This window comes from Enterobacter cloacae complex sp. IR5412 (assembly GCF_049237385.1).
Taxonomy (GTDB): Bacteria; Pseudomonadota; Gammaproteobacteria; order Enterobacterales; family Enterobacteriaceae; genus Enterobacter; species Enterobacter intestinihominis.
The window spans coordinates 139542-162275 of sequence record NZ_JBMKHQ010000004.1; the positions used below are offsets into that span (position 1 = coordinate 139542).

25 protein-coding genes are annotated in these 22734 nt (G+C 56.4%); 13 read left to right on the plus strand and 12 right to left on the minus strand.

Features of this window, described 5'->3' with window-relative positions:
- Window positions 1–65: 65 nt before the first annotated feature.
- A complete protein-coding gene (locus tag ACOTX2_RS09360) occupies window positions 66–1304 on the minus strand; it encodes a zinc-dependent alcohol dehydrogenase (RefSeq protein ID WP_063148021.1) in 1239 nt (412 codons plus the stop codon).
- A gap of 179 nt (window positions 1305–1483) precedes the next feature.
- Between ACOTX2_RS09360 and uspG the strand changes: the two genes are divergently transcribed.
- Window positions 1484–1912, plus strand: coding sequence for a universal stress protein UspG (gene uspG / locus ACOTX2_RS09365; protein WP_022647413.1), 429 nt, complete (start codon window positions 1484–1486; stop codon window positions 1910–1912).
- 59 nt (window positions 1913–1971) lie between these two features.
- Here the strand turns inward: uspG and ahpF are convergent, their stop codons facing one another.
- Window positions 1972–3537, minus strand: a complete 1566-nt coding sequence (gene ahpF, locus ACOTX2_RS09370) for an alkyl hydroperoxide reductase subunit F (protein ID WP_063148022.1) — start codon at window positions 3535–3537, stop codon at window positions 1972–1974.
- A gap of 188 nt (window positions 3538–3725) precedes the next feature.
- A complete protein-coding gene (ahpC, locus tag ACOTX2_RS09375; protein ID WP_014882974.1) occupies window positions 3726–4289 on the minus strand; it encodes an alkyl hydroperoxide reductase subunit C in 564 nt (187 codons plus the stop codon).
- Between the two features lie 621 nt (window positions 4290–4910).
- On the opposite strand from ahpC, the gene citR reads away from it, so the two are divergent.
- The 3 genes from citR (at window position 4911) to ACOTX2_RS09390 (ending at window position 7794) form a co-directional block, all read left to right on the plus strand.
- Window positions 4911–5831 carry a DNA-binding transcriptional repressor CitR gene (citR, locus tag ACOTX2_RS09380; RefSeq protein ID WP_022647411.1) on the plus strand — a complete coding sequence of 307 codons (921 nt, stop codon included), beginning with the start codon at window positions 4911–4913 and terminating at the stop codon, window positions 5829–5831.
- 128 nt (window positions 5832–5959) lie between these two features.
- Window positions 5960–7183: a phosphoadenosine phosphosulfate reductase gene (locus ACOTX2_RS09385; protein WP_063148023.1), complete on the plus strand. Its 1224-nt coding sequence runs from the start codon at window positions 5960–5962 to the stop codon at window positions 7181–7183.
- Window positions 7168–7794: an IbrB-like domain-containing protein gene (locus ACOTX2_RS09390; RefSeq protein WP_046618915.1), complete on the plus strand. Its 627-nt coding sequence runs from the start codon at window positions 7168–7170 to the stop codon at window positions 7792–7794. The genes ACOTX2_RS09385 and ACOTX2_RS09390 overlap by 16 nt, the downstream gene beginning before the upstream one ends.
- Here ACOTX2_RS09390 and ACOTX2_RS09395 read toward each other — a convergent pair whose 3' ends face one another.
- Complete coding sequence (locus ACOTX2_RS09395) at window positions 7795–8955, minus strand: pyridoxal phosphate-dependent aminotransferase (protein ID WP_063148024.1); 1161 nt, start codon at window positions 8953–8955, stop codon at window positions 7795–7797. It abuts the gene before it with no gap.
- A 122-nt stretch (window positions 8956–9077) separates the two neighbouring features.
- Here ACOTX2_RS09395 and ACOTX2_RS09400 point away from each other — a divergent pair, with 122 nt between their 5' ends.
- From ACOTX2_RS09400 to ACOTX2_RS09410, 3 genes are read left to right on the plus strand one after another with little or no spacing between them, the layout of a single operon-like run.
- The gene (locus tag ACOTX2_RS09400; protein WP_063148025.1) at window positions 9078–9692 is read left to right on the plus strand and encodes a methylthioribulose 1-phosphate dehydratase; all 615 of its coding nucleotides are present in this window, start codon (window positions 9078–9080) and stop codon (window positions 9690–9692) included.
- On the plus strand, window positions 9689–10378 hold the full coding sequence (gene mtnC / locus ACOTX2_RS09405) for an acireductone synthase (RefSeq protein ID WP_023305674.1): 690 nt from the start codon (window positions 9689–9691) through the stop codon (window positions 10376–10378). Before ACOTX2_RS09400 ends, mtnC begins: the two co-directional genes overlap by 4 nt.
- Window positions 10375–10917, plus strand: a complete 543-nt coding sequence (locus ACOTX2_RS09410; RefSeq protein WP_063148026.1) for a 1,2-dihydroxy-3-keto-5-methylthiopentene dioxygenase — start codon at window positions 10375–10377, stop codon at window positions 10915–10917. Before mtnC ends, ACOTX2_RS09410 begins: the two co-directional genes overlap by 4 nt.
- Before the next feature lie 121 nt (window positions 10918–11038).
- Here ACOTX2_RS09410 and ACOTX2_RS09415 read toward each other — a convergent pair whose 3' ends face one another.
- A complete protein-coding gene (locus ACOTX2_RS09415) occupies window positions 11039–11263 on the minus strand; it encodes a helix-turn-helix transcriptional regulator (protein ID WP_063148027.1) in 225 nt (74 codons plus the stop codon).
- Window positions 11264–11369: 106 nt separating this feature from the next.
- Between ACOTX2_RS09415 and ACOTX2_RS09420 the strand changes: the two genes are divergently transcribed.
- The gene (locus tag ACOTX2_RS09420; RefSeq protein ID WP_046618920.1) at window positions 11370–11642 is read left to right on the plus strand and encodes a helix-turn-helix domain-containing protein; all 273 of its coding nucleotides are present in this window, start codon (window positions 11370–11372) and stop codon (window positions 11640–11642) included.
- A 61-nt stretch (window positions 11643–11703) separates the two neighbouring features.
- Here ACOTX2_RS09420 and ACOTX2_RS09425 read toward each other — a convergent pair whose 3' ends face one another.
- Entirely contained in the window at window positions 11704–12174 is a 471-nt protein-coding gene (locus ACOTX2_RS09425; protein WP_045622238.1) for an SRPBCC family protein, read from the minus strand.
- A 43-nt stretch (window positions 12175–12217) separates the two neighbouring features.
- Window positions 12218–13234 (minus strand): S-methyl-5-thioribose-1-phosphate isomerase, encoded by a 1017-nt coding sequence (gene mtnA / locus ACOTX2_RS09430; RefSeq protein ID WP_063138048.1) that lies wholly within the window; start codon window positions 13232–13234, stop codon window positions 12218–12220.
- A gap of 102 nt (window positions 13235–13336) precedes the next feature.
- Between mtnA and mtnK the strand changes: the two genes are divergently transcribed.
- Window positions 13337–14536, plus strand: coding sequence for an S-methyl-5-thioribose kinase (gene mtnK / locus ACOTX2_RS09435; RefSeq protein ID WP_063148028.1), 1200 nt, complete (start codon window positions 13337–13339; stop codon window positions 14534–14536).
- An 87-nt stretch (window positions 14537–14623) separates the two neighbouring features.
- Here mtnK and ACOTX2_RS09440 read toward each other — a convergent pair whose 3' ends face one another.
- From ACOTX2_RS09440 to ACOTX2_RS09455, 4 genes are all read right to left on the minus strand, one after another.
- Window positions 14624–15865, minus strand: coding sequence for an LVIVD repeat-containing protein (locus tag ACOTX2_RS09440; RefSeq protein ID WP_022647399.1), 1242 nt, complete (start codon window positions 15863–15865; stop codon window positions 14624–14626).
- Window positions 15866–15957: 92 nt separating this feature from the next.
- Window positions 15958–17022 carry a sugar ABC transporter substrate-binding protein gene (locus ACOTX2_RS09445; RefSeq protein WP_063148029.1) on the minus strand — a complete coding sequence of 355 codons (1065 nt, stop codon included), beginning with the start codon at window positions 17020–17022 and terminating at the stop codon, window positions 15958–15960.
- Window positions 17023–17041: 19 nt separating this feature from the next.
- Window positions 17042–18037 (minus strand): ABC transporter permease, encoded by a 996-nt coding sequence (locus ACOTX2_RS09450; protein WP_063148030.1) that lies wholly within the window; start codon window positions 18035–18037, stop codon window positions 17042–17044.
- Window positions 18034–19536: a sugar ABC transporter ATP-binding protein gene (locus ACOTX2_RS09455; protein ID WP_038415646.1), complete on the minus strand. Its 1503-nt coding sequence runs from the start codon at window positions 19534–19536 to the stop codon at window positions 18034–18036. The genes ACOTX2_RS09450 and ACOTX2_RS09455 overlap by 4 nt, the downstream gene beginning before the upstream one ends.
- Before the next feature lie 159 nt (window positions 19537–19695).
- On the opposite strand from ACOTX2_RS09455, the gene ACOTX2_RS09460 reads away from it, so the two are divergent.
- From ACOTX2_RS09460 to ACOTX2_RS09475, 4 genes are all read left to right on the plus strand, one after another.
- The gene (locus ACOTX2_RS09460) at window positions 19696–20784 is read left to right on the plus strand and encodes an oxidoreductase (RefSeq protein ID WP_038415644.1); all 1089 of its coding nucleotides are present in this window, start codon (window positions 19696–19698) and stop codon (window positions 20782–20784) included.
- A gap of 57 nt (window positions 20785–20841) precedes the next feature.
- A complete protein-coding gene (locus ACOTX2_RS09465; RefSeq protein ID WP_038415642.1) occupies window positions 20842–21585 on the plus strand; it encodes an SDR family NAD(P)-dependent oxidoreductase in 744 nt (247 codons plus the stop codon).
- Between the two features lie 183 nt (window positions 21586–21768).
- Window positions 21769–22071: a type II toxin-antitoxin system RelE family toxin gene (locus ACOTX2_RS09470; protein ID WP_032624689.1), complete on the plus strand. Its 303-nt coding sequence runs from the start codon at window positions 21769–21771 to the stop codon at window positions 22069–22071.
- Window positions 22046–22450: a helix-turn-helix domain-containing protein gene (locus ACOTX2_RS09475; RefSeq protein ID WP_038415640.1), complete on the plus strand. Its 405-nt coding sequence runs from the start codon at window positions 22046–22048 to the stop codon at window positions 22448–22450. Before ACOTX2_RS09470 ends, ACOTX2_RS09475 begins: the two co-directional genes overlap by 26 nt.
- On the opposite strand, the gene ACOTX2_RS09480 is transcribed toward ACOTX2_RS09475, so the two are convergent.
- Window positions 22447–22644 (minus strand): YbdD/YjiX family protein, encoded by a 198-nt coding sequence (locus tag ACOTX2_RS09480; protein ID WP_006809671.1) that lies wholly within the window; start codon window positions 22642–22644, stop codon window positions 22447–22449. The two genes, ACOTX2_RS09475 and ACOTX2_RS09480, sit on opposite strands and share 4 nt — an antisense overlap.
- Between the last annotated feature and the right edge of the window lie 90 nt (window positions 22645–22734).

A 22734-nucleotide genomic window follows, 5' to 3' on the forward strand; every position in this document is an offset into this window, starting at 1 on the left:
TGTTATATCGGACAAAAACCGCTTAATCCATGTTTACTCTGTCGTAGTGCCGTGGGGACGAAACCTCACACAACGCCGCCGGGGAAGGCATTCACCAGTCCCTTCACTTTCTGCTGCGCTGCCTCCGGGGTGTCTGCGCCAGGCACCAGGATCACCTTGCGGCACTCCTCCTCCCGTTTTTCGAAGATCTTATAGGCGCGCTCCGCATCAGCCAGCGGAAGATAGTGGGTCACAATATCTTCCGGTGTAAGCAACCCTTTTTCGATAAGCGGCAGCAGCTCTCCCAGCCAGGCGTGGACGTGCGTCTGCCCCATCTTAAAGCTCAGCCCTTTATCGAAGGCATCGCCAAACAGGAAGCCATGGATGAAACCGGCGTACACGCCCGGCACGCTGACCACGCCGCCGCGTCGCACCGCAGCAATGCACTGGCGCAGGGCTTTGCCGCTGCTGCCTTCAATTTTCAGGTTACTGAGGATCGTTTCCGTCGTGCTGCCTTTGGCCTCAAACCCGACGGCATCAATCACCGCATCCACCCCGCGCTGCCCGGCCGTTTGCTCAATGATTTTCTCCGCCGCGTCGTTATCATCATCAAAGTTAATCGGGATCGCGCCGTAGCGCTCCTGGGCAAACCGCAGTCGATAGGGATGATGGTCAACCACAAAAATCTGCTCTGCGCCGAGAAGCCGCGCGCAGGCAATGGTCAGTAACCCCACCGGCCCGGCCCCGAATACGGCGACGCTGGAGCCTTTCTGGATCTGCGCATTTTTCGCCGCCTGCCAGGCGGTAGGCAGAATATCTGACAGGAAAAGCGCTTTGTCGTCTGACAGCAGCTGCGGCACTTTAAACGGCCCCACGTTGCCTTTCGGCACGCGCACAAACTCCGCCTGTCCGCCCGGCACGCCGCCGTAAAGATGGCTGTAGCCAAACAGCGCGGCAGGGGCGGGAATTTGCTTTTTGTTCAGCGCCGCGCCCTGCCCGCGGTTCGTGTTTTCGCAGGCCGCGTACTGTTGCATCTGGCAAAAGAAACAGTCACCGCAGGCAATCACAAACGGGATCACCACCCGGTCACCTTTCTGCACGTTCTTCACTTCGCTCCCGCACTCCACCACCTCGCCCATAAATTCATGACCAAAGATATCGCCGTGCTGGACCTTGGGAATTTTTCCGCGATAAAGATGCAAATCGGAACCACAGATCGCCGTGGCTGTTACGCGCAGGATGATATCGTCAGGCTGTTCGATGCCCGGATCGGGGACATTATCGACCCGAACATGATGTGGACCGTGATAGGTGAGAGCTTTCATGCAACCTCCGAAAGGGTGTGGGTAAGCTTATAAAAGGGTAGCTACCTCTCGGGATCTGCCCCGGAATCCGGCTGTTTTGAGATTTATCCTGGCGAGATAAAAGTGCTGTCGGGATTACAGAAACCATTTATATTTTGTGGTTGAATGATTGCAGCGTTTATAAACAAGGAGAAACGGGTATGTATCAAACAATCATTATGCCGGTTGATGTTTTCGAAATGGAACTGAGTGATAAGGCTGTACGTCATGCGGAATTTCTCGCGCAGCAGGACGGAGTTATTCATCTTCTGCATGTTTTACCGGGCTCTGCCAGCCTGAGCCTGCATCGTTTCGCTGCTGATGTGCGTCGTTTTGAAGAGCATTTACAGCATGAAGCCGAGACGCGCCTGCAAACCATGGTCGGGCACTTCAGCATCGATCCTTCCCGCATAAAAACCCACGTCCGGTTCGGTAGCGTGCGTGACGCCGTTAATGAACTGGCCGCGGAGCTGAACGCAGACGTGGTGGTGATTGGTTCGCGCAACCCGTCTATTACCACGCACCTGCTGGGGTCGAACGCCTCCAGCGTGATCCGCCACACCCACATTCCGGTGATGGTCGTCAGATAAAAAAAGAGGCCACCTTTTGGTGGCCTCTTGTATTGCAGGTGTCGTCTTGCTTTCTTTTATTATGCAGTTTTGGTGCGGATCAGGTAATCAAACGAGCTCAGCGACGCTTTCGCCCCTTCGCCAGTGGCGATGATGATCTGTTTGTACGGCACGGTGGTGCAGTCGCCCGCCGCAAATACGCCCTTCACGCTGGTTTCGCATTTCGCATCGATGATGATCTCGCCCATGCGGTTGCGCTCAATTGCGCCTTCCAGCCAGGTGGTGTTTGGCAGCAGGCCAATCTGAACGAAGATCCCCGCCAGCGCTACGCTGTGGATATCGCCACTCACGCGGTCACGGTATTCCAGACCGGTCACTTTGCTGCCGTCGCCTTTCACTTCTGTCGTCTGGGCATTGAGCACAATGTCGACGTTATTCAGGCTACGTACTTTATCCTGTAACACCTGGTCCGCTTTCATCTCAGGGGCGAACTCCAGCAGGGTAACGTGTTCAACAATCCCCGCCAGGTCGATAGCCGCTTCCACGCCGGAGTTACCGCCGCCGATCACCGCTACGCGTTTACCTTTGAACAGCGGGCCGTCACAGTGCGGGCAATAGGTCACGCCTTTGGTGCGATACTGATCTTCGCCCGGCACGTTCATGTTGCGCCATTTCGCGCCAGTGGCAATGATCACGCTGCGCGCCTTCAGCACCGCGCCGGACGCCGTTTCAATCTGGTGCAAACCACCCTCGACCGCTGCCGGAACCAGTTTGCTGGCGCTCTGGCTGTCAATGACATCCACGTCGTAGTCGCTGACGTGCGCTTTCAACGCCCCGGCCAGCTTCTGGCCTTCGGTTTTCGGCACGGAAATGTAGTTTTCAATGTCTACGGTATCCAGAACCTGACCACCGAAACGCTCGCCCATCAGACCGGTACGGATCCCTTTACGTGCGGAGTAAACCGCTGCCGCCGCGCCCGCCGGGCCGGAGCCAACAATCAGCACGTCGTACGCATCACGTTGGTTCAACTCTTCCGCCGCACGTTTTTCTGCGCCGGTATCCACTTTGGCGACGATTTCGGTCAGCGTCATACGCCCTTGGCCGAACTCCTGACCATTCAGGTAAACCGCCGGAACGCCCATCACGTTGCGCTCGGTGATTTCGTTCTGGAACGTACCGCCGTCAATCGCCGTGTGCTTAATGCGTGGGTTGAGCACTGACATCAGGTTCAGCGCCTGCACCACGTCCGGGCAGTTGTGGCAGGAGAGCGAGTAATAGGTTTCAAACTCAAAATCACCGTCGATATCGCGGATCTGCTCCAGCAGCGCCTGCGCTTCTTTTGACGGATGACCACCGGTCCACAGCAGCGCCAGCACCAGGGACGTAAATTCGTGCCCCAACGGAGAACCCGCGAAACGCGGCCCCTGGTCAGACCCTGGGTTGGCGATCAGGAAAGAAGGCTTACGGACTGCCAGCGCGTTGTCTTCTTTGAAGGTCACTTTCGGCGACAGCTCAGCAATCTCTGTCAGCAGCGCTTTGATTTCTGCCGATTTCGCGCTGTCGTCCAGCGTGGCAATCAGCTCAACAGGTTTGGTCAGTTTCTCAAGGTAGGCCTTGAGCTGGGTTTTCATGTTAGTGTCGAGCATTATTCTTCCCTCTCTTAAAACGTCATCATGCAAGCCGCCTTATACGGGCTGCCTGAATGCAACTTGCATCATGGTGCTGGAATGAAATGGGCGCGGGGAGCGCCCATTGATTGCCGGGTGGCACTTCGTTTACCCGGCCTACGGTACTGTAGGCCTGTGCAAGCGTAGCGCCGCCAGGCTTTACAGACTTAGATCTTGCCGACCAGGTCCAGAGATGGCGCCAGCGTCGCTTCGCCTTCTTTCCATTTCGCCGGGCACACTTCGCCTGGGTGAGAAGCAACGTACTGAGCCGCCTTCACTTTGCGCAGCAGGTCAGATGCATCACGGCCGATACCTTCAGCGGTAACTTCGATAGCCTGGATAATGCCCTGCGGGTCAACAACGAAGGTCGCACGGTCAGCCAGGCCTTCATCTTCACGCATGTTGTCGAAGTTACGGGTCAGGGCGCCAGTCGGGTCGCCGATCATCGCGTATTTGATTTTCGCGATAGTTTCAGAGCTGCTGTGCCACGCTTTGTGGGTGAAGTGGGTATCGGTAGAAACAGAGTAAACGTCTACGCCCAGCTTTTGCAGTTCTTCGTAGTGGTCTGCAACGTCGCCCAGTTCGGTCGGGCAAACGAAGGTGAAGTCAGCCGGATAGAAGAAGAACACGCTCCAGCGGCCTTCGGTATCTTTCTCAGTAACTTCGATGAACTCACCGTTTTTGAACGCCTGGTTTTTGAAAGGTTTAATTTTGGTGTTAATCAAGGACATCTGTACTTCCTCCGTGTTTTCGTTGAGGTGTAAGGTAACCAACTTTGTTCATCGGGGCTAATGCGTATGCTTTATCAAATCAATCAGCCAAACCTTACAACAGCAACAAGACAGCAAGGTGAACCTTTTACAGGAAAGCCTGAAAGTAAAAAGGCCGCCTCAACGGGCGGCCCTGATACCTGAATTCCCCGCAGGTACATTCAGTGCCAGCCGAAGCTGGCGTTGCGTTGCGCTCTACATACCTTGTATCAAGGCCGTAACAGCGGTTTGATTACAGCACCCCTGCGCGCAATGAGCAATGCATAAGAGGGATAGTCCTGCCTATGGCTGTGATAGGCAGATTCGAACAGGTCATTGAAACATTATAAATTTAATTTCATTATGGGTTTCACGCTATATATAAACGCCATTTGTCATTCAAATAATTCAATCACACTTTAAAGATAAAATTATCTTAATAACTCTTGAAGATATGTTTCAATAATCCAAAGCCGTGATATATTAAGATCACTTAAATTTTAAATTAAGCGAGTTATTCACACGGATTGTAAAGGGTAACTACACTCTGTCGTACTCCATGGTGTGATAACGACAGCAAACTCAACTCACTCAGGACGAAACATGGCAAACCTCTACGACCTAAAAAAATTCGATCTCAATCTGTTAGTTATCTTCGAATGCATTTACCAACATCTCAGTATCAGTAGGGCTGCCGAGACGCTTTATATCACACCATCCGCCGTCAGCCAGTCGCTGCAACGCCTGCGCGGTCAGCTTGATGACCCCCTGTTTATCCGTTCAGGGAAGGGAATTACGCCCACCACGGTAGGTACTAACTTGCATCATCATCTGGAAAAAAATCTCAATCAGCTTGAGCAGACGATCAACATGATGCATCACTCGGACATCAAGAAAAAGTTCGTTATCTATTGCACTCAAATGGTGTCTCCTGGTTCGATGCTGGAACCGTTGAAGCTTTTAATATCTGAGGAGAATTATGAGATAGAACAAAGAGATATGCTTATTTCCTCCGAATCAGCGGAAGATTTGTTGGCCTATCGTAAAGCCGATCTCATCTTCTCTATCGCACCTATCCACAATCGCTCTGTGGTCTGCACCCACTTCACTACGGTGCCGATAGCCTTAATCTGTAGAGCAGACCACCCAAGGCTCGCTGACACAGCTACGGTGGACGCGCTATACCAGGAGAAATTCACTTTTTACCAGAGTGCTCATCCGGGTGTAAAAGAGTTCCAGAGTCGGGCCAATGACGCTTTTCCGGAAAGAAATATTGCTTTTCGCACCGACTCCCTTAGCTCTCTCATCTCTATGGTCAGTTCATCTGATTTGTTAGGCTATATCCCCGTGTCGATCTATGAAACATTTAAAGAATCTTTGAAATTAAAAAGGCTTGAGCCACCGTTTGCGCTGCCTGAATTAAAGATCTATATGCTCTACGGCCGTTCATCACTGAATAGCTCTGTTTTTTCAACATTCATTGAAAAAATGCATAAGCTCTGCGTTTCTCCGCCGTCTGCGTAAAATACATTTGCATGGTGAATATAATTAAAGCGAACCGAAAAAAATGACTCCGTGAAATTAAGGATAAATAATTCCATAATATCGTTTTGATTTTCCCCAGACATTTAACACGCAGGACGCGATTAATCATGTCGAACTATAAAATCCCTTTACAGGAAAATGTTTTAGACGCTTCTGCGGAACGCATACACTGGACGCTTAACAATTTCCCCAGGGTATGCGTTTCCTTTTCCGGTGGAAAAGATTCTACCGTGATGCTGCATCTTGTTGCCCAGAAAGCACGGCAATTAAAGCGAAAAATAGACGTCATCTTTCTGGACTGGGAAGCGCAATTCTCGTCGACCATTCAGCATGTTGACGCTATGAAAACGCTCTATCGGGATGTTATCCACCAGTTCTGGTGGGTAGCGCTTCCGCTCACGACCCAGAACGCCCTGTCACAGTTTCAACCTGAATGGCAGTGCTGGGAACCCGGAACAAACTGGGTTCGCCAGCCACCAGAAGATGCCATTACCGATTATCACTATTTCGATTTTTATCAGCAGGGAATGACGTTTGAAGCCTTCGTGCGCGAGTTTGCCGAATGGTATGCGCAAAGACGTCCTTCCGCAGTCATGGTGGGGATCCGCGCCGATGAATCTTACAACCGCTTTCTGGCTATCGCGTCGGCGCGTAAGCAGCGCTTTTCTGACGATAAACCCTGGACGACCGTCGCCCCGGGTGGGCACGCCTGGTATATCTACCCACTGTACGACTGGAAAACCGCCGACATCTGGACGTGGTTCGCGAAATCAAAATGTTGCTATAACCCGTTATACGACCTGATGTACAAGGCGGGGGTGCCGCCGCGTTATATGCGCATCTGCGAACCGTTTGGTCCGGAACAGCGTCAGGGCTTATGGCTCTATCATGTCATTGAACCCGAACGCTGGGCGGCTATGTGTGAACGCGCCTGCGGCGTGCGAAGTGGAGGTATTTATGCCGGGCACGATAACCATTTTTATGGCCACCGGAAGATCCTGAAACCTGACCATCTCGGCTGGCGCGAATACGCCATGCTGCTACTCGACAGCATGCCGCAAAATACGGCGGAACATTACCGAAATAAAATTGCAATTTATCTCCACTGGTATCAAAAGCGAGGCCTGGAGGATATTCCCGATACGCAGGAGGGTGACATTGGCGCAAAAGATATCCCTTCCTGGCGACGCATTTGCAAGGTTTTACTCAACAATGACTACTGGTGCCGGGCTCTCTCATTTAGTCCAAACAAACTCAAACACTATCAACGCTACAGCGAAAGAGTGAAAGCCAAACGCAAGGAATGGGGGATTTTATGCAGCAGCAAATAATCAGAGAAATGCAGACGTACCTGCAGGCCCTTTCTGAAGAAGAGAAAATCGGCGCTATTAATGCCTTTCGCCAGGCATTACACGAAATCAGCCCTTTTAATAATCAACCCGTCGACTGCGTATTGTGGATAAAACAGACTGACATCACCGCCAATGACTACAACCCAAATAATGTCGCTCCGGCGGAGAAGCGGTTGCTCAGCAAATCACTGGAGCTGGATGGATTCACACAACCTATCGTTGTGACGGAAAATGCGCCTGAGAGCTATGAAATTGTCGATGGATTCCATCGCCATGAGCTTGGCAGTCATCGGGCTATTCTGAAGCGTCAACTTAAAGGTTACCTCCCTGTTACCTGCCTGCGTAAAGCACGTCAGGAAAAGTTCGATCGCATGGCTGCAACCATTCGTCACAACCGCGCGCGTGGACGCCACCAGATCAATGCCATGTCAGAAATCGTGCGAGAACTGGTGCTTATGGGCTGGAGTGAGCAGAAAATTGGCCTGGAGTTGGGTATGGACAGCGATGAAGTGCTGCGACTGAAGCAAATCAACGGTCTGCTGGAACTCTTCGCGGACCGTCGTTTTTCAGAAGCCTGGACGGTTGAATAGTCAGAGCGAATTTAAGCGCGCAGCCGCTGCCAGCAGCGTCGACTCCTGCTTCGCAAAGCAAAGACGAATCAGTTTATGCGGGAAGGGATCGGCGCAGAACACCGACAGCGGAATGGCCGCCACGCCCACCTCTTTCGTCAGCCACTGGCAAAAACTGACATCATCCAGATCGGAAATCGCGCTGTAGTCCGCCAGCAGGAAGTAGGTGCCTTCGCATGGCAGGATCTCCAGCCGACTCTCGCTCAAGGCAGTCACAAACCGATCCCGCCGCGCACAGTAAAAAGCTGGCAGGTCCCGGTAATGTTCAGGTTCAGCGCGCAGCATATCCGCCAGCGCCAGCTGGGCGGGTGTGTTTACGGCAAACGTCAAATACTGGTGCACTTTACGCAGCTCAGCGCTGATGGCGGCGGGCGCCACGCAGTACCCTACCTTCCAGCCGGTCATATGGTAGGTTTTCCCAAATGATGATACCGCGATTGCGCGCTCGCGAAGCTGCGGATGCGCCAGCACGCTGGCATGACCCTCCTCGGCAAAGCAGATGTGCTCATACACCTCGTCGCTCAGAACATAGATTTCACGTTCGGCGATGGCCTGCCACAGGGCGGCAAAATCGCTTTTCTGCCACACCGTCGCCGATGGGTTGTGTGGCGTATTCAGGATCACCAGCCGGGTTTTATCGCTCAGCAGCGCGGCAAACGCCTGCCAGTCCGGACGAAAATGCGGCGGCTGGAGCGCCACGCGTTTCACCACGCCACCGGCCAGTTCAATCGCCGGGGCGTAGCTATCGTAGCTTGGGTCAAAACAAATCACCTCATCGCCCGTACGCACCAGGGCGGTTATCGCCGCATACAGCGCTTCGGTCGCCCCTGCGGTTACCGTGATATCGCTGTTCGTGTCAGGCTTATGGCCGTATAACTCCGCCGTTTTATCCGCAATGGCTTCACGCAACGCCTGCACGCCGGTCATCGGCGCATACTGGTTGGCTCCCTGCGCAACGTGGTACGCCAGACGCTCCTGCAAATATTTCGGCCCGTCAAAATCCGGGAAACCTTGTGAGAGGTTAATGGCGTTGTGCTGCTGCGCCAGGGCGCTCATCTGCGTAAAAATCGTCGTGCCGAGATTCGGAAGTTTACTCTGCGGGATCAACGGGTTATTGCTCATTGTAGTGTGACTGCCTGTAATACTTATGTTGCTGACACTATAACACGATGTTAGTCTTTGGCAATCAAGACGCTTAGACGTCTAAATGATATAAATATTCCTGACCGAGAGGGTAAAAGGAAATGACAGACAACCTGCAACTCACACACCTGGTCGAGGCCTGCCGCTGGATTGGCGCTAAAGGCTGGGCGCCCGCTACCGGCGGCAATATGTCCGTGCGTCAGGATGAACATCTGTGCTGGCTGAGCGAATCCGGAAAAGACAAAGGCAGCCTGACCACCGCCGATTTTCTACAGGTTGAAATCGCCACCAACCGTGCGCCTTCTGGCCGTAAACCGTCGGCAGAGACCGGGCTGCATACCCTCATCTATCGCCTGTTCCCGGAGGCTAACGCCGTCCTGCACGTTCACACCGTCAATGCCACGGTGCTGTCGCGGCTGGTCAACGAGACCGAGCTGAAGATCTCCGGCTTCGAGATGCAAAAATCCCTTACCGGACAGACCACGCATCGGGATACGGTGGCCATCCCGGTGTTTGATAATGACCAGGACATCGACGCCCTCGCCTCTCGAATCGCCCATTACGCGCATGAACGCCCGCTTAATTATGGTTTTCTTCTGCGCGGTCATGGCTTAACCTGCTGGGGACGCGACGTGGCCGAAGCCCGCCGTCATCTGGAAGGTTTAGAATTCTTATTTGAATGCGAAATGCGTTTACGACAATGGGAGAGAGTATGATTCGCGCGATTGTGACGGATATTGAAGGGACCACCAGCGATATCCGTTTTGTCCATGATGTTTTGTTCCCCTACGCGCGTGAGCGGCTGGCGGCCTTTGTGACCGCGCAGCAGTACGCCGAGCCGGTCAAATCGATTCTGGACAACCTGCGCGATGAAATCAGCACTCCGCATGCCAGCGTCAGCGATCTCATCAACGTGCTGTTTACCTTTATGGATGAAGACCGCAAATCGACGGCGCTCAAAGCCCTGCAAGGCATCATCTGGCAGGACGGTTACATCAACGGTGACTTTACCGGCCATCTCTACCCTGATGTACTGCCCGCGCTGGAAAAATGGAAGGCACAAGGGATTGATCTCTATGTTTATTCCTCTGGCTCCGTCGCCGCGCAGAAACTGTTATTTGGCTACAGCGACGAAGGTGATATTACTCATCTGTTCAGCGGCTATTTTGATACCCGCATCGGCGCCAAGCGTGAGGTGCAGTCTTATCAAAATATTGCGGCGCAAACGGGCATCGCCCCGTCGCAGATCCTGTTCCTGTCAGATATTCATCAGGAGCTGGACGCGGCTGAACAGGCGGGTTTTCGCACCCTGCAACTGATACGCGGTGAAGATGACGGCGCAAGCCATCACCATCAGATCCACCAGTTTGACGAGATTAACCCGGAGCAGATCCCTTCATGAGCGCATTGACCATTTATTCCGATAAAGACGCCAGTCATCACCTGTGGCACAGCACTGACGCCGTCGAGATCGCCCGACAGCTCAACGCCAAAGGCGTGCGGTTTGAACGCTGGGCGGCAGACCGTGATTTAGGGCAGGATCCCGCGCCTGAAGCCGTGATTGAGGCGTATCAGCATGCAATCGACAAGCTGGTGGCAGAGAAAGGTTATCAGAGCTGGGACGTGATTAGCCTTCGCGCCGACAATCCGCAGAAAGAGGCGCTGCGCGCGAAGTTTCTCAACGAGCATATCCACGGCGAAGACGAAGTGCGCTTTTTCGTGGAAGGGGCGGGACTATTCTGCCTGCACATCGGCGATGAGGTGTATCAGGTGCTGTGCGAGAAAAACGACCTGATTTCCGTACCCGCAGGCACGCCGCACTGGTTTGACATGGGTTCAGAGCCGAACTTTACCGCCATTCGTATTTTCGACAATCCGGAAGGCTGGGTTGCCCAGTTTACGGGCGATGCAATCGCGGATACGTATCCACGCCTGGCCTGATCTTTTCTCCCTACCCCGCAAATTAATGCGAGCACCGTGCTATCCCCTCGCCCCTCTGGGGAGAGGGTTAGGGTGAGGGGAACATACGGCTCAGGGGGTCAGTTCCATACTCAGGCATTAATTAAATACTGGCGATAATCCTCTGCACATCTGTGCCAACCAGCCTCGCCAGATGCACAAACTCCACCACGTCCAACCTACGCTCACCGTTTCCCACTTTAGCAATAAACGATTGTGGTTTTCCCAGTGCCTCCGCAAGCTGCGCCTGAGTCATCCCCTTCTCTTTACGCGCTTTCTTCAACGCATTGATAACACGCTGGTATTCATCCGAGTAACCTGAAGCCATTGTTCCGATTCCATACAAATATCCTGAAATCGAATATCCTCCCGTCGCCTTCTTATCCCAAAATAGGATAATTGAGCACGTAACGAACACATGTAAGGAGGACACAATGCAACATCAGAACTGGCACCCGGCCGATATTATCGCTGCACTAAAGAAACATGGAACAAGCCTGGCTGCGTTGTCCAGAAAGGCTGGCCTTTCCTCATCCACGCTGGCAAATGCGCTTACCCGACCATGGCCCAAAGGTGAACTGCTTACCGCTCAGGCGCCAGACATTCCACCCGATGTGATATGGCCGGAAAGATACTTTGATGAAAAGGGAGAGCGAGTATTTCGTCAGATGAGGAATACCAAAAAGAGAAATCTGTCTTCAACATAATCAATGAATTCTCCCCCCTCACCCCAGCCCTCTCCCTCAAGGGAGAGGGGGTCTAAGAGCACTACCGTTTTAGCCCTTTCACATACCCCACCAGTTGATCCAACACCACGCCCCACCCTTCGTGGAAGCCCATCTGTTCATGCTGCTCGCGGATTTCCTTCGTTGGGTGACGCGCTATCGCCGTGTAGCGGGTCTTGCCCTCACCCACATCTTCCAGCAGCAGGATCGCCGTCATAAACGGCTTTTCAGCCGGCTTCCAGCCCTCAGTATAGCCATCGGTAAAGACCAGCTTGTTCCCCGGATCGATTTCAAGAAATACGCCCCGGTTATCCATCCGCTGCCCGTCCACCTCAAACACGGTATTGAACCGCCCACCCACGCGCAGATCGAGGTCGCATTCAGTCACCTTATGGGGAGCAGGAATGAAGAAGTTTTTGATGTGCTCCGGTGTGGTCCAGCAGAGCCACAGCAGGTCGCGCGGTGCGTCCACCACGCGTTCCAGTTTTAAGTCTGTTTCAGGATCGAGCGTCACGATAACGTCCTCTAAAGGGAACCCCTTACAAGGATAGTCCCACTCAGGCGAATTTCCCTTTCGCTACCTCTTCAGGGGTGACCACGCCCGTATCCAGCACCCAGCCGCTAATCAGCGAGGCGGGGGTAACGTCAAACGCCGGGTTATAGACCTGCGCCTCTTGCGGCGCCCACTGCACCGCGCCAAAGCTTCCCGCCACGCCCGTCACTTCGCTGGCCGCGCGCTGCTCAATCGGGATCGCGTCACCGTTCGGGCAGTCCCGGTCGAGGGTCGTTTGCGGGGCGGCGACGTAGAACGGAATACCGTGGAACTTCGCCAGCACCGCCAGGGAATAGGTGCCGATTTTGTTCGCCACATCGCCGTTGGCGGCAATGCGGTCTGCCCCCACCCACACGGCATCCACCTGCCCTTTTGCCATCAGGCTGGCGGCCATGGAGTCAGTAATCAGCTGATACGGCACGCCCAGCTCGCCCAGCTCCCATGCGGTCAGCCTGCCGCCCTGCAACAGCGGACGGGTTTCATCCACCCAGACGTTGCTGACGTTGCCTTCCTGATGCGCGCGGGCAATCACACCCAGCGCCGTACCGACGCCCGCCGTTGCCAGCCCGCCGGTATTGCAGTGGGTCAGCAGGCGGCTGCCGGGCTTCACCAGCGCGCTACCCGCTTTCGCAATCGCGTCGCAAAGCCGTTTGTCTTCATTAATCAGGCGCAGCGCTTCAGCCACCAGCGCCGGAACGAACGCTTCCTGCCACAGCGCAATCTTCATGCGGTCGAGATTGTTCATCAGGTTCACCGCCGTCGGGCGGGAGGCACGCAGGGTCTCCAGCGCCGCCGCCAGCTCGTCGCGGCTTTTACCGCTTTCCGCTAACAGCGCCAGCAGCAGGCTTGCAGAGAGACCAATTAACGGCGCGCCACGCACCCGCAGAGCGTGGATATGCCCAACCAGCGCCTCCACCGTCGAGGCATCCAGCCAGCGTTTCTCCTGCGGAAGCGCCTGCTGGTCGAGAATAAAGAGCTGATTATTCGCCACCCGCAGGCTGGTCGTCTGTAATGTCTGCATGTCGTTAATTCCCTGTTGCGTTGTTGTAGCACATTGTGTCAGGATGAAATCCAGATGTATAGACGTCTACATGTCTTAATTAGCAAAACTGAGGAGCAGGCCATGTCGCAATACCGTACCTTTACCGCTCAGGACGCCGTGGAGTATGCCAGGCAGTTTGGCGGACTTGACGATCCGTCATCGCTGGTGGAGGCGCAGGAAATCGGCGACGGCAACCTCAACCTGGTCTTTAAAATATTCGATAGCGCGGGGGTGAGCCGCATCGTCGTTAAGCAGGCGCTGCCCTATGTGCGCTGCGTCGGCGAGTCCTGGCCGCTGACGCTGGATCGCGCTCGCCTGGAGGCGCAAACCCTGGTCGAGCATTACAAGCACAGCCCTGAGCACACGGTGAAAATCCACCACTTTGACCCGGAACTGGCGGTGATGGTGATGGAAGATCTCTCCAGCCATCGCATCTGGCGCGGCGAGCTGATTAACAACATTTACTACCCGCAGGCGGCGCGGCAGCTGGGTGAATATCTTGCTCACACCCTGTTCCACACCAGCGATTTTTATCTGCATCCGCACGAGAAAAAAGCGCAGGTGGCAAAATTCATCAACCCGGAGATGTGCGAGATCACCGAAGATCTGTTCTTCAACGATCCGTACCAGATCCACGCGCGCAATAGCTACCCGGCCGATCTGGAGAACGATGTTGCCACCCTTCGCGACGACGCCCAGCTTAAAATCGCCGTGGCCTCCCTGAAGCACCGCTTCTTTTCGCATGCCGAAGCCCTGCTGCACGGGGACATTCACAGCGGCTCAATTTTTGTGGCCGACGGCAGCCTGAAGGCCATCGACGCCGAGTTCGGCTACTTTGGCCCGATTGGCTTTGACGTTGGCACCGCCATCGGCAACCTGCTGCTGAACTTCTGCGGCCTGCCGGGGCATCTGGGCATTCGCGATGCCGCCGCCGCGCGCGAGCAGCGCCTGACCGATATTCAGGAACTGTGGAACACCTTCGCGGAGCGCTTCCAGGCGCTGGCGAACGAGAAAACGCGCGACGCCGCGCTCAGCGCGCCGGGCTATGCCTCTGCGTTCCTGAAAAAGGTCTGGCACGATGCCATCGGATTCTGCGGCACCGAGCTGATTCGCCGCAGCGTCGGGCTTTCCCATGTGGCGGATATCGACACCATTCAGGATGAAGCGATGCGTCACGAATGCCTGCGCCACGCGATATCCCTCGGCAAGGCGCTGATTGTGATTGCTGACCGCATCGACAGCGCGGAAGAGCTGGTAGCGCGAGTGCGGCAGTACAGTTGAGAACGTTTGCCCGATGGCGCTGCGCTTACCGGGCCTACGGGTGCAAAATGTAGGCCCGGTAAGGCGAAGCCGCCACCCGGCAAAAACTCACCCCAGATACTCAATCACCGACATCCCACCGTTATAATCCGTGCTGTAAATAATCCCCTGCGCATCCACAAACACGTCGCACGACTGGATCACCTGCGGGCGATTGGGCCGCGTATCCATCATCTTTTCCGGCGCCGCGGGCACCAGCGCCCCCGTTTCCACCGGGCGATACGGATTGGAAATGTCATACGCGCGCACGCCCGCGTTCTGGTACGTCGCGAAGATCAGCGTTGAGCTGACAAAGCTCCCCGGCCGGTTTTCGTGCAGGTTGTGCGGGCCGAAATGCGCCCCTTTCGCCACGTAGTCGGTTTCATCCGGCTGCGGGAAGGTAGAAATGCTCACCGGGTTCGACGGCTCGCGGATATCAAACAGCCAGATCAGCTTCTCGCCGTCCTGCTGGTTATCCAGCACCGCCTCGTCCAGCACCACCAGCAGGTCGCGATCCGGCAGCGGAAGCGCGGTGTGCGTCCCGCCGCCAAACGGCGGGCTCCAGTTACGATGGCTAATGAGCTTAGGCCGGGTGCGGTCCTTCACGTCCAGCAGCGTCAGGCCACCGTCGCGCCAGCTGCCGTACGCGGTATCGCCTGCAATAATCGCATGGTGCAGGGCGTAGCGTTTGCCTTCCGGCCAGTTCGGCTGTTCGCCTTCGGCCTGATTCATCCCCGGCAGCCACCAGCGTCCCGCCACTTCAGGCTTGCGCGGGTCCGCCAGATCGATGGTCAGAAAGATGTAGTCGGTAAAGCCGTCTATCAGCGCTGAGACATACGCCCAGCGGCCACCGACGTACCAGATGCGGTGAATGCCGATGCCGCTCAGCGATAAAAAGCCTATCTCGCGTGGCCTGTCCGGTGTGGAGATATCAAAGACGCGAAGCCCGGCGCTCCAGCCTTTATCCTGCACATCGCTGACGGTCTCCCCCACCTGGCGGGTGTAGTAGACCTTCTCGTCGGCAAAACGCGCATCGGCAAACAGATCCCGGGCGTTGATCACCAGCAGCAGGTCGTCATGCGCCTGGAGATGCACATTCCAGGTACCCGGCGGCGCAGGCACGTATCCTGCGGCTTTTGGTTTTTTCGGGTCGCGCACATCCACTATCGAAAAGCCCTGCGACACCATATGGCCGATATAGGCGAAACCGCGGTGCACCATCAGCTGCACGCCGTCCGGGCGACCGCCCTGATCGCTATGGCCAATCAGCCGCATATTGCGGCTGTATTCGGGAGGGGGTAATTGAGACACCTTATGCTCCTTACGCCCGGTGGCGCTGCGCTTACCGGGCCTACGGGTGCGAAATGTAGGCCGGGTAAGGCGCAGCCGCCACCCGGCTTGGTTTACTTGTTTTTAGCGGCAAGGGTCGCAAACCACGGCGCGATAAAATCTTCCGTCTGGCCCCAGCCCGGAATGATTTTCCCCAGAGACGCCACGTTCACCGCGCCCGGCTGGGCGGTCAGCAGCGCCTGCGGAATGGCCGCCGCCTTGAAATCGTAAGTGGCAGGCGTCGCTTCTCCGGCAATCTTATTGGCAATCAGGCGTACGTTGGTCGCGCCAATCAGCTTCGGATCCACCGCCACGCTCACTGCCCATGGGCTACCCGGCTCGCGCATCAGCTGTAAATCCTGGTTGGAGATGTCGATGCTGTAGAGTTTGATCTCGGTTCGGCCGTTCTCTTTCAGCGCCTTATACGCGCCCTGGCTGAAGGCATCCCAGGTACCCCAGATGGCATCGATTTTACCTTTCGGGTATTTCGCGAGGATCGCGCCCACCTTGTTGGCAGTGTCGCCCTGCACGTCAGAGGAGACCGCGCCGATGGACTCCAGCTCTTTAATCTCCGGGTACTGCTTTTGCAGTTCTTTGTAGGCCGCCTGACGGCGCTCCATCGGCGGGAAGCCCGCGACCCATAGCTTGACGATATTGGCCTTGCCGTTGAAATCTTTCGCCAGCTGGCCGAAAGAGAGGTTGGTCAGGGAGGCATCGTCCTGCTGGGTAACGGTTACGCCCGGGATCTCGCCGTTCACAGCGGTATCAAACACCGAAACTTTGATCCCGGCATCCACCGCCTTCTTCACCAGCGCGGTGGAGTACGGATCGCGCCCCTGAGAGAGAATAATCCCGTCGTATTTCTGGCTGATGGCCTGGTTAACGAAATCCTGGAATTTGGCGTCGTCCCCGTTACTTAAAAAGGTGCTGACCTTAAAGCCGAGCTTTTTCCCTTCCTGAATCGCCCCGGCAACAAACTGCGTGGTGTTGTCGTCCGAGCCCAGGTTGCGGATCACCGCGATGCGGATCGGGCCGTCATGGCTGGCAATGGCGGTCGGAACCGGCGTGGGGGTAGCCGCCAGGCCCGGCAGAGAAGTGAGTAACCCAAGAGCTACCAAAGAGAGCGCAATCTTTTTCATTTATTATCCCGTTGTGTTGTCAGCGTTTTTGTATGTAGGTAATCGCCAGCGCTACCGCGAGCACCAGCCCTTTTATAATGTCCATGGCGTAATACGGCACGGAGAGCATCACCAGCCCGTTCGACAGCACGCCGAGGATCACCGCCCCCACCAGCGTACCCAGCGCGTTCGGCTTGCCGGATCCGGCCAGCGAGAAGCCGATCCACGCCGCCGCCACCGCGTCCATCAGGTAGCCGCCGCCCGCATTCACCTGCGATGAACCAATACGCGAGGCCAGCAGAATGCCGCCCAGCCCCGCCAGCAGAGAGGCAATCACGTAGGCTGCCACTTTGTAGCGAGTGGTGCGAATGCCGGAGAGGCGCGCGGCTTCGGGGTTGCCGCCAATGGCGTACATCCGGCGTCCATGGGTGGTCAGCGACAGGCCCAGTTGCGCCAGCACGGTCACCACCAGCATGACGATCACAATGGTCGGCACCTGCCCCAGCAGGCCAAACGCCGCCGGAATGGTCCCTTCCGCCATGTCGCCGCTCGGCAGTACCATGTTCTCGGTAATCGACCCGCCGTAGCTGTAGGTCATCGCCACACCCTGAATGACAAACAGGCTGGCAAGGGTCGCGAGCATGTCCGGAATGCGCAGGATGACGATCAGAAAGGCGTTAAACAGGCCGACCAGCGTACAGAGCGCGAGGGTCAGCAGAATCGACTCGGTGGTGCCAAAGCCGTGCCAGACGAAAAGCGAAATCACCAGCGCGTTCGCCAGCGACGCGGTAGATCCCACGGAGAGATCGAACCCGCCGACGGTCAGCGAAATAGAGACGCCAACGGCAATCACCGTCACGATGGCAATCGAGCGCAGAATGTTGATGATGTTGTTCGGGTCGAGGAAGCTGTCCGACGCCAGGCCAAACACCGCCACCAGCGCGACGACGGTCAGCAGCATGCCCCACTTATAAAGAAAATCGAAAATCTGATGACGGCCAGACGCCGCCGTGGTCACTGAAAGGGCCTTGCTCACGACGCCGTTCCTCCGGTTGAATAATAAAGTAGTGTTTCTTCCCGGGCCTCTGCCCCGGCGATTTCCGCCACGATGCGCCCGTCCCACAGCACGCAGATGCGGTCGCACAGACCGACCAGCTCGGCAAATTCACCTGAGGCGTAAATCACCCCTTTGCCCTCGCGCGCCAGGCCGTCGATCAGCTGAAACAGATCGGTTTTGGCCTTCACGTCCACGCCTTTGGTCGGCTCGTCGAATATCAGCACGCTGGCGTCATTGCGCAGCCATTTCCCGATGGCGACCTTCTGCTGGTTACCGCCGGAAAGCCGACGCAGCACCTGCCCCGGCCCGCGCGTGCGCACGCCGACGCGGGCAATCACCTCTTCCGCCCAGCGCCACGCCTGACGATGACCAAACAGGCTCCAGCGCGAGAAACTGTTATCGGCGCACACGGCAAGGTTCATGCTCACCGGCTCGTCGATAAAAATGCCCTCTTTGCGCCGCTCCTCCGGCACCAGCGCCAGACCGCGTAGCACCGAGTCTGCCGGATCGCGCGGTTTCCAGGCCTGATGGTTCAGCTCGCCGCGCGCCACGCGGCTTTTGCTGGCGCCAAACAGCGCCTTGCAGAGTTCCGTTTTCCCCGCCCCCGCCAGCCCGGCAATGCCGAGGATTTCACCTTTGCGCAGATGCAGGGAGATATCTTTCAGCAGCGCGTCGTCGTGCAGGCCTTCCACCCGCAGCAGCATCTCTTCACCGTGCGGCGGTCGCGGGGGCGGATAGATATCGCTCAGCTCGTGGCCGAGCATCTTCTCGACGATCTCCTCTCCGCTCAGATCCGCCATCGGGCCGGACTCAATCAGCCTGCCGTCGCGCAGCACCGTCAGGGTGTCGCAGATGGCCTTCAGCTCGTGAATGCGGTGAGAAATAAACACCACGCCAATGCCCTGCTGTTGCAGACGTCTTACTACCGCAAACAGACGCTCGCTTTCGTGCGCGTCCAGCGGCGCAGTGGGCTCATCAAGAATGAGAAAACGGCAGTGGTGCGAGAGCGCCCGCGCCAGCAAAATCTGCTGCTTTTCAGCCAGCGTGCAGCTGTCGATGGAACGGCGAACGTCCAGCGAAACATCCAGCTGCGCCAGCGCCTGCCGCGCCTGCTGACGAATCGCGCGCCAGCTGTAGCGGTGTCCCGGCTGCGCCAGCTGGTCGAGCATAATGTTCTCCGCAATGCTCAGCCCGGGGATCAGCGCCACGTCCACCTCCTGCTGCACAAGGTGGATACCCAGCCGTTTAGCGTCCAGCGGCTCGCGGATGCTTACCTGCTGGTTGTTAATGCAGATTTCGCCTTCATAACGATCGTGCGTCCCACACAGCACCGCCATCAACGTCGATTTTCCCGCGCCGTTGGCGCCGGTCAGCGCATGCACCGACCCGCCATTCAGGGTGAAATCCACGCGCGACAGGGCCTGAAAGCCGGAAAAGGCCAGGCTGATACCGCGCATCTCAAGGCGACTGGAAACCATCCGCGTAAATCCTTCATTACTCTTCTGATTTAGCGAATTTTTCACAGCTCCGGTTGACTGACAACGACGGAAAAGGCATAAGATAAAGCGAAATATTATTAGCCATCCGGATGTCCAGACATAACATCGGGTTAGCGCTTGCTAAAAAAGGACAACTTCATGAGCAACACCAATATCCGCGTCGTGCCCGGCCCGGCGAACTACTTCTCTCATCCGGGAAGCCTTGCGCACCTGGATGATTTCTTTACTCCGGAACAGCTTTCCCGCGCGGTGTGGATCTACGGCGAGCGGGCTATCGAGGGCGCACGCCCTTATCTGCCGGAGAGTTTTAACGCGACGGGGGCAAAACATCTGCTGTTTAAGGGCCATTGCAGCGAGCGTGACGTCACTCATCTGGTGAACGCGTCGGGTGGTGAAGCCAGCGTGGTGATTGGCGTGGGCGGCGGTGCGGTAATGGATACCGTCAAGGCCGTGGCACGTCGTCTGGGCGTGCCGTTCGTGGGCATTCCCACCATCGCCGCCACCTGCGCGGCGTGGACCCCGCTCTCCGTGTGGTACAACGATGCCGGGCAGGCGCTACAGTTTGAGATTTTTGACGACGCCAACTATCTGGTGCTGGTGGAGCCGCAAATCATCCTTAACGCCCCGGCGGAATACCTGTTGGCAGGCATCGGCGATACGCTGGCGAAGTGGTACGAAGCGGCGGTACTCGCCCCTGAACCGGAAAACCTGCCGCTGACCGTGCGTCTTGGCCTGAACGGTGCGCTGGCGATCCGCGACGTGTTGCTGGAGCGCAGCGAAGAGGCGCTGGCCGACCAGCAGCGCGGCGACCAGACGCAGGCGTTTCGGGACGTGGTGGACGCCGTTATCGCCGGTGGCGGTATGGTCGGCGGTCTGGGCGAACGCTATACCCGCGTGGCGGCGGCACATGCGGTGCACAACGGCTTAACCGTGCTGCCGCAGACGGAAAAATACCTCCACGGCACCAAGGTGGCCTACGGCATTCTGGTGCAGAGCGCCCTGCTCGGTCAGGAGGACGTGCTGGCGCAGCTGGTGGCGGCATACCAGCGTTTTAACCTGCCGACCACGCTTCGCGCGCTGGAGGTCGATATCCATAACCGCGACGAGCTGGACAAGGTCATTGCTCACACCCTGCGCCCGGTGGAGTCGATTCACTTTTTACCGATTACGTTAAGCCCTGACGTTCTGCGCGCCGCGTTTGAGAAGGTGGAATCCTTCAGCCGTTAATCGCGCCGACGGGCTATACCTAATGATGATTCTCTCCACTCTTACAACGAGGTCATCATGCAGATCGATTTAACAGGTAAAAAGGCGCTGGTCACCGGCGCCAGTCGTGGGCTGGGTCGGGCGATTGCGCTGTCGCTGGCACGCGCCGGTGCCGATGTGGTTATCACCTACGAAAAATCCGTCGATAAAGCCCAGCAGGTCGTCGATGAAATCAACGCGCTGGGGCGACACGGCGAGGCGATTCAGGCCGACAGCGCCAGCGCGCAGGCGATTCAGGATGCGGTCACGCAGGCGGCGCGCTCCCTCGGCGGGCTGGATATTCTGGTCAATAACGCCGGGATTGCACGCGGCGGCCCGCTGGAGTCCATGACCCTGGCGGACATCGACGCTCTGATCAACGTCAATATCCGCGGCGTGGTGATCGCCATTCAGGAAGCGCTGGTGCATATGTCTGACGGCGGACGCATCATCAACATCGGCAGCTGTCTGGCGAACCGCGTGGCGCAGCCGGGGATCGCCGTCTACTCGATGACCAAATCGGCCCTAAACTCCCTTACCCGGGGTCTGGCCCGCGATTTAGGCCCGCGCGGCATTACCGTCAACCTGGTTCATCCCGGCCCGACCAACAGCGATATGAACCCGGAAGACGGCGAGCAGGCGGAAGCCCAGCGCCGGATGATCGCGCTTGGTCATTACGGCCAGCCGGAGGATATCGCAGCGGCGGTCACCTTCCTCGCCAGCCCGGCTGCGGGGCAAATTTCCGGCGCCGGTCTGGACGTGGATGGCGGTTTGAACGCCTGATCGCAATTTTCCTGCAAGCCTCTGTCGCCCAGCAGAGGCCTTTTCGAGCCGCCTCGACGGTTTGCGTTTTGCCTCTTACCTGCGCTTTTTTTCCGCTCTACAGTACCCCATAAGAAATTCGGAATTTATCTAATAGTCTTATTATTTCCTTATATTTTGTGTGGGCGTACAGTGGAGGTACGGATGAAGATCGTGTGGTCAAAAACAGCAGAGAAGCAATTTTCTAAAATCGATACGCGATATCAGAACCGCATTAAATTCAGGCTGGAGAAGATGGATGATAAAACATCACCTGTCGCGGATATCAAGAAATTATCTTCTCCCGAAAACCACTACAGGTTGCGATTAGGTGATTACAGGGTCATTTACACCTTCGGGGATCCGCCGGGTGATATCTGCTACGTAGTGGCGGTAAAACGCCGGACAACCACCACCTACCTTCATGAGGAGCATACGGAATATGACTGTTCAGTTCATCAAGGATGAAGAAGGAAAAAAACAGTATGTTGTCATTCCCTACGATGAATATTTTCGCATGCGTTTAGCCATGCTTGAGTATGATGACGATGATGAAAACGACTGGGAAGACATCCCTTACGAATCAGATATCTACGATAACGTAGGTTTACCGGGTGAAGTGTGCGACATCATGCATAGCGAGAACGTCAGCCTGCAGGCCGCGTGGCGTATCCTGCGCGGGCTATCCCAGCAGGAGGTGGCGGAAAAACTCGGCATCAGTCAGTCCGCCGTGTCACAGCTGGAGGCACTGGACTCCCGACCGCAAAAGCGCACCCGCGAAAAGCTGGCGGCAATTTACGGCTGTAAACAGGAGCAGATCAGCCTCTATTTACCAAAAGAGGGTTAACAGCACTTCGCCCCGCCCTTGCCGCCGTAGCGGGCGTCCTGGCGGTCGCGGAAAAATTCTTCGTAGGTCATTGGCGTCTGATCCGGGTGGTTGACGCGCATATGCTCGACGTAGTTGTCGTAATCCGGCACGCCAATCATCATTTTTGCGGCCTGGCCCAGGTATTTACCTGCTTTGGAAAGGGTGTCGAACATAGTCAGTTTCTCGTTTGTTTCCCTCACCCCGGCCCTCTCCCGGAGGGAGAGGGAGGATAAGAAATGTAGGCCGGGTAAGGCGAAGCCGCC

Excerpts from the sequence above, each read along its gene's own strand:
- ACOTX2_RS09360 (WP_063148021.1), bottom strand. The coding sequence starts at position 1,304 with ATGAAAGCTCTCACCTATCACGGTCCACATCATGTTCGGGTCGATAAT.
- uspG (WP_022647413.1), top strand. The coding sequence starts at position 1,484 with ATGTATCAAACAATCATTATGCCGGTTGATGTTTTCGAAATGGAACTG.
- ahpF (WP_063148022.1), bottom strand. The coding sequence starts at position 3,537 with ATGCTCGACACTAACATGAAAACCCAGCTCAAGGCCTACCTTGAGAAA.
- ahpC (WP_014882974.1), bottom strand. The coding sequence starts at position 4,289 with ATGTCCTTGATTAACACCAAAATTAAACCTTTCAAAAACCAGGCGTTC.
- citR (WP_022647411.1), top strand. The coding sequence starts at position 4,911 with ATGGCAAACCTCTACGACCTAAAAAAATTCGATCTCAATCTGTTAGTT.
- ACOTX2_RS09385 (WP_063148023.1), top strand. The coding sequence starts at position 5,960 with ATGTCGAACTATAAAATCCCTTTACAGGAAAATGTTTTAGACGCTTCT.
- ACOTX2_RS09390 (WP_046618915.1), top strand. The coding sequence starts at position 7,168 with ATGCAGCAGCAAATAATCAGAGAAATGCAGACGTACCTGCAGGCCCTT.
- ACOTX2_RS09395 (WP_063148024.1), bottom strand. The coding sequence starts at position 8,955 with ATGAGCAATAACCCGTTGATCCCGCAGAGTAAACTTCCGAATCTCGGC.
- ACOTX2_RS09400 (WP_063148025.1), top strand. The coding sequence starts at position 9,078 with ATGACAGACAACCTGCAACTCACACACCTGGTCGAGGCCTGCCGCTGG.
- mtnC (WP_023305674.1), top strand. The coding sequence starts at position 9,689 with ATGATTCGCGCGATTGTGACGGATATTGAAGGGACCACCAGCGATATC.
- ACOTX2_RS09410 (WP_063148026.1), top strand. The coding sequence starts at position 10,375 with ATGAGCGCATTGACCATTTATTCCGATAAAGACGCCAGTCATCACCTG.
- ACOTX2_RS09415 (WP_063148027.1), bottom strand. The coding sequence starts at position 11,263 with ATGGCTTCAGGTTACTCGGATGAATACCAGCGTGTTATCAATGCGTTG.
- ACOTX2_RS09420 (WP_046618920.1), top strand. The coding sequence starts at position 11,370 with ATGCAACATCAGAACTGGCACCCGGCCGATATTATCGCTGCACTAAAG.
- mtnA (WP_063138048.1), bottom strand. The coding sequence starts at position 13,234 with ATGCAGACATTACAGACGACCAGCCTGCGGGTGGCGAATAATCAGCTC.
- mtnK (WP_063148028.1), top strand. The coding sequence starts at position 13,337 with ATGTCGCAATACCGTACCTTTACCGCTCAGGACGCCGTGGAGTATGCC.
- ACOTX2_RS09445 (WP_063148029.1), bottom strand. The coding sequence starts at position 17,022 with ATGAAAAAGATTGCGCTCTCTTTGGTAGCTCTTGGGTTACTCACTTCT.
- ACOTX2_RS09455 (WP_038415646.1), bottom strand. The coding sequence starts at position 19,536 with ATGGTTTCCAGTCGCCTTGAGATGCGCGGTATCAGCCTGGCCTTTTCC.
- ACOTX2_RS09460 (WP_038415644.1), top strand. The coding sequence starts at position 19,696 with ATGAGCAACACCAATATCCGCGTCGTGCCCGGCCCGGCGAACTACTTC.
- ACOTX2_RS09465 (WP_038415642.1), top strand. The coding sequence starts at position 20,842 with ATGCAGATCGATTTAACAGGTAAAAAGGCGCTGGTCACCGGCGCCAGT.
- ACOTX2_RS09470 (WP_032624689.1), top strand. The coding sequence starts at position 21,769 with ATGAAGATCGTGTGGTCAAAAACAGCAGAGAAGCAATTTTCTAAAATC.
- ACOTX2_RS09475 (WP_038415640.1), top strand. The coding sequence starts at position 22,046 with ATGACTGTTCAGTTCATCAAGGATGAAGAAGGAAAAAAACAGTATGTT.
- ACOTX2_RS09480 (WP_006809671.1), bottom strand. The coding sequence starts at position 22,644 with ATGTTCGACACCCTTTCCAAAGCAGGTAAATACCTGGGCCAGGCCGCA.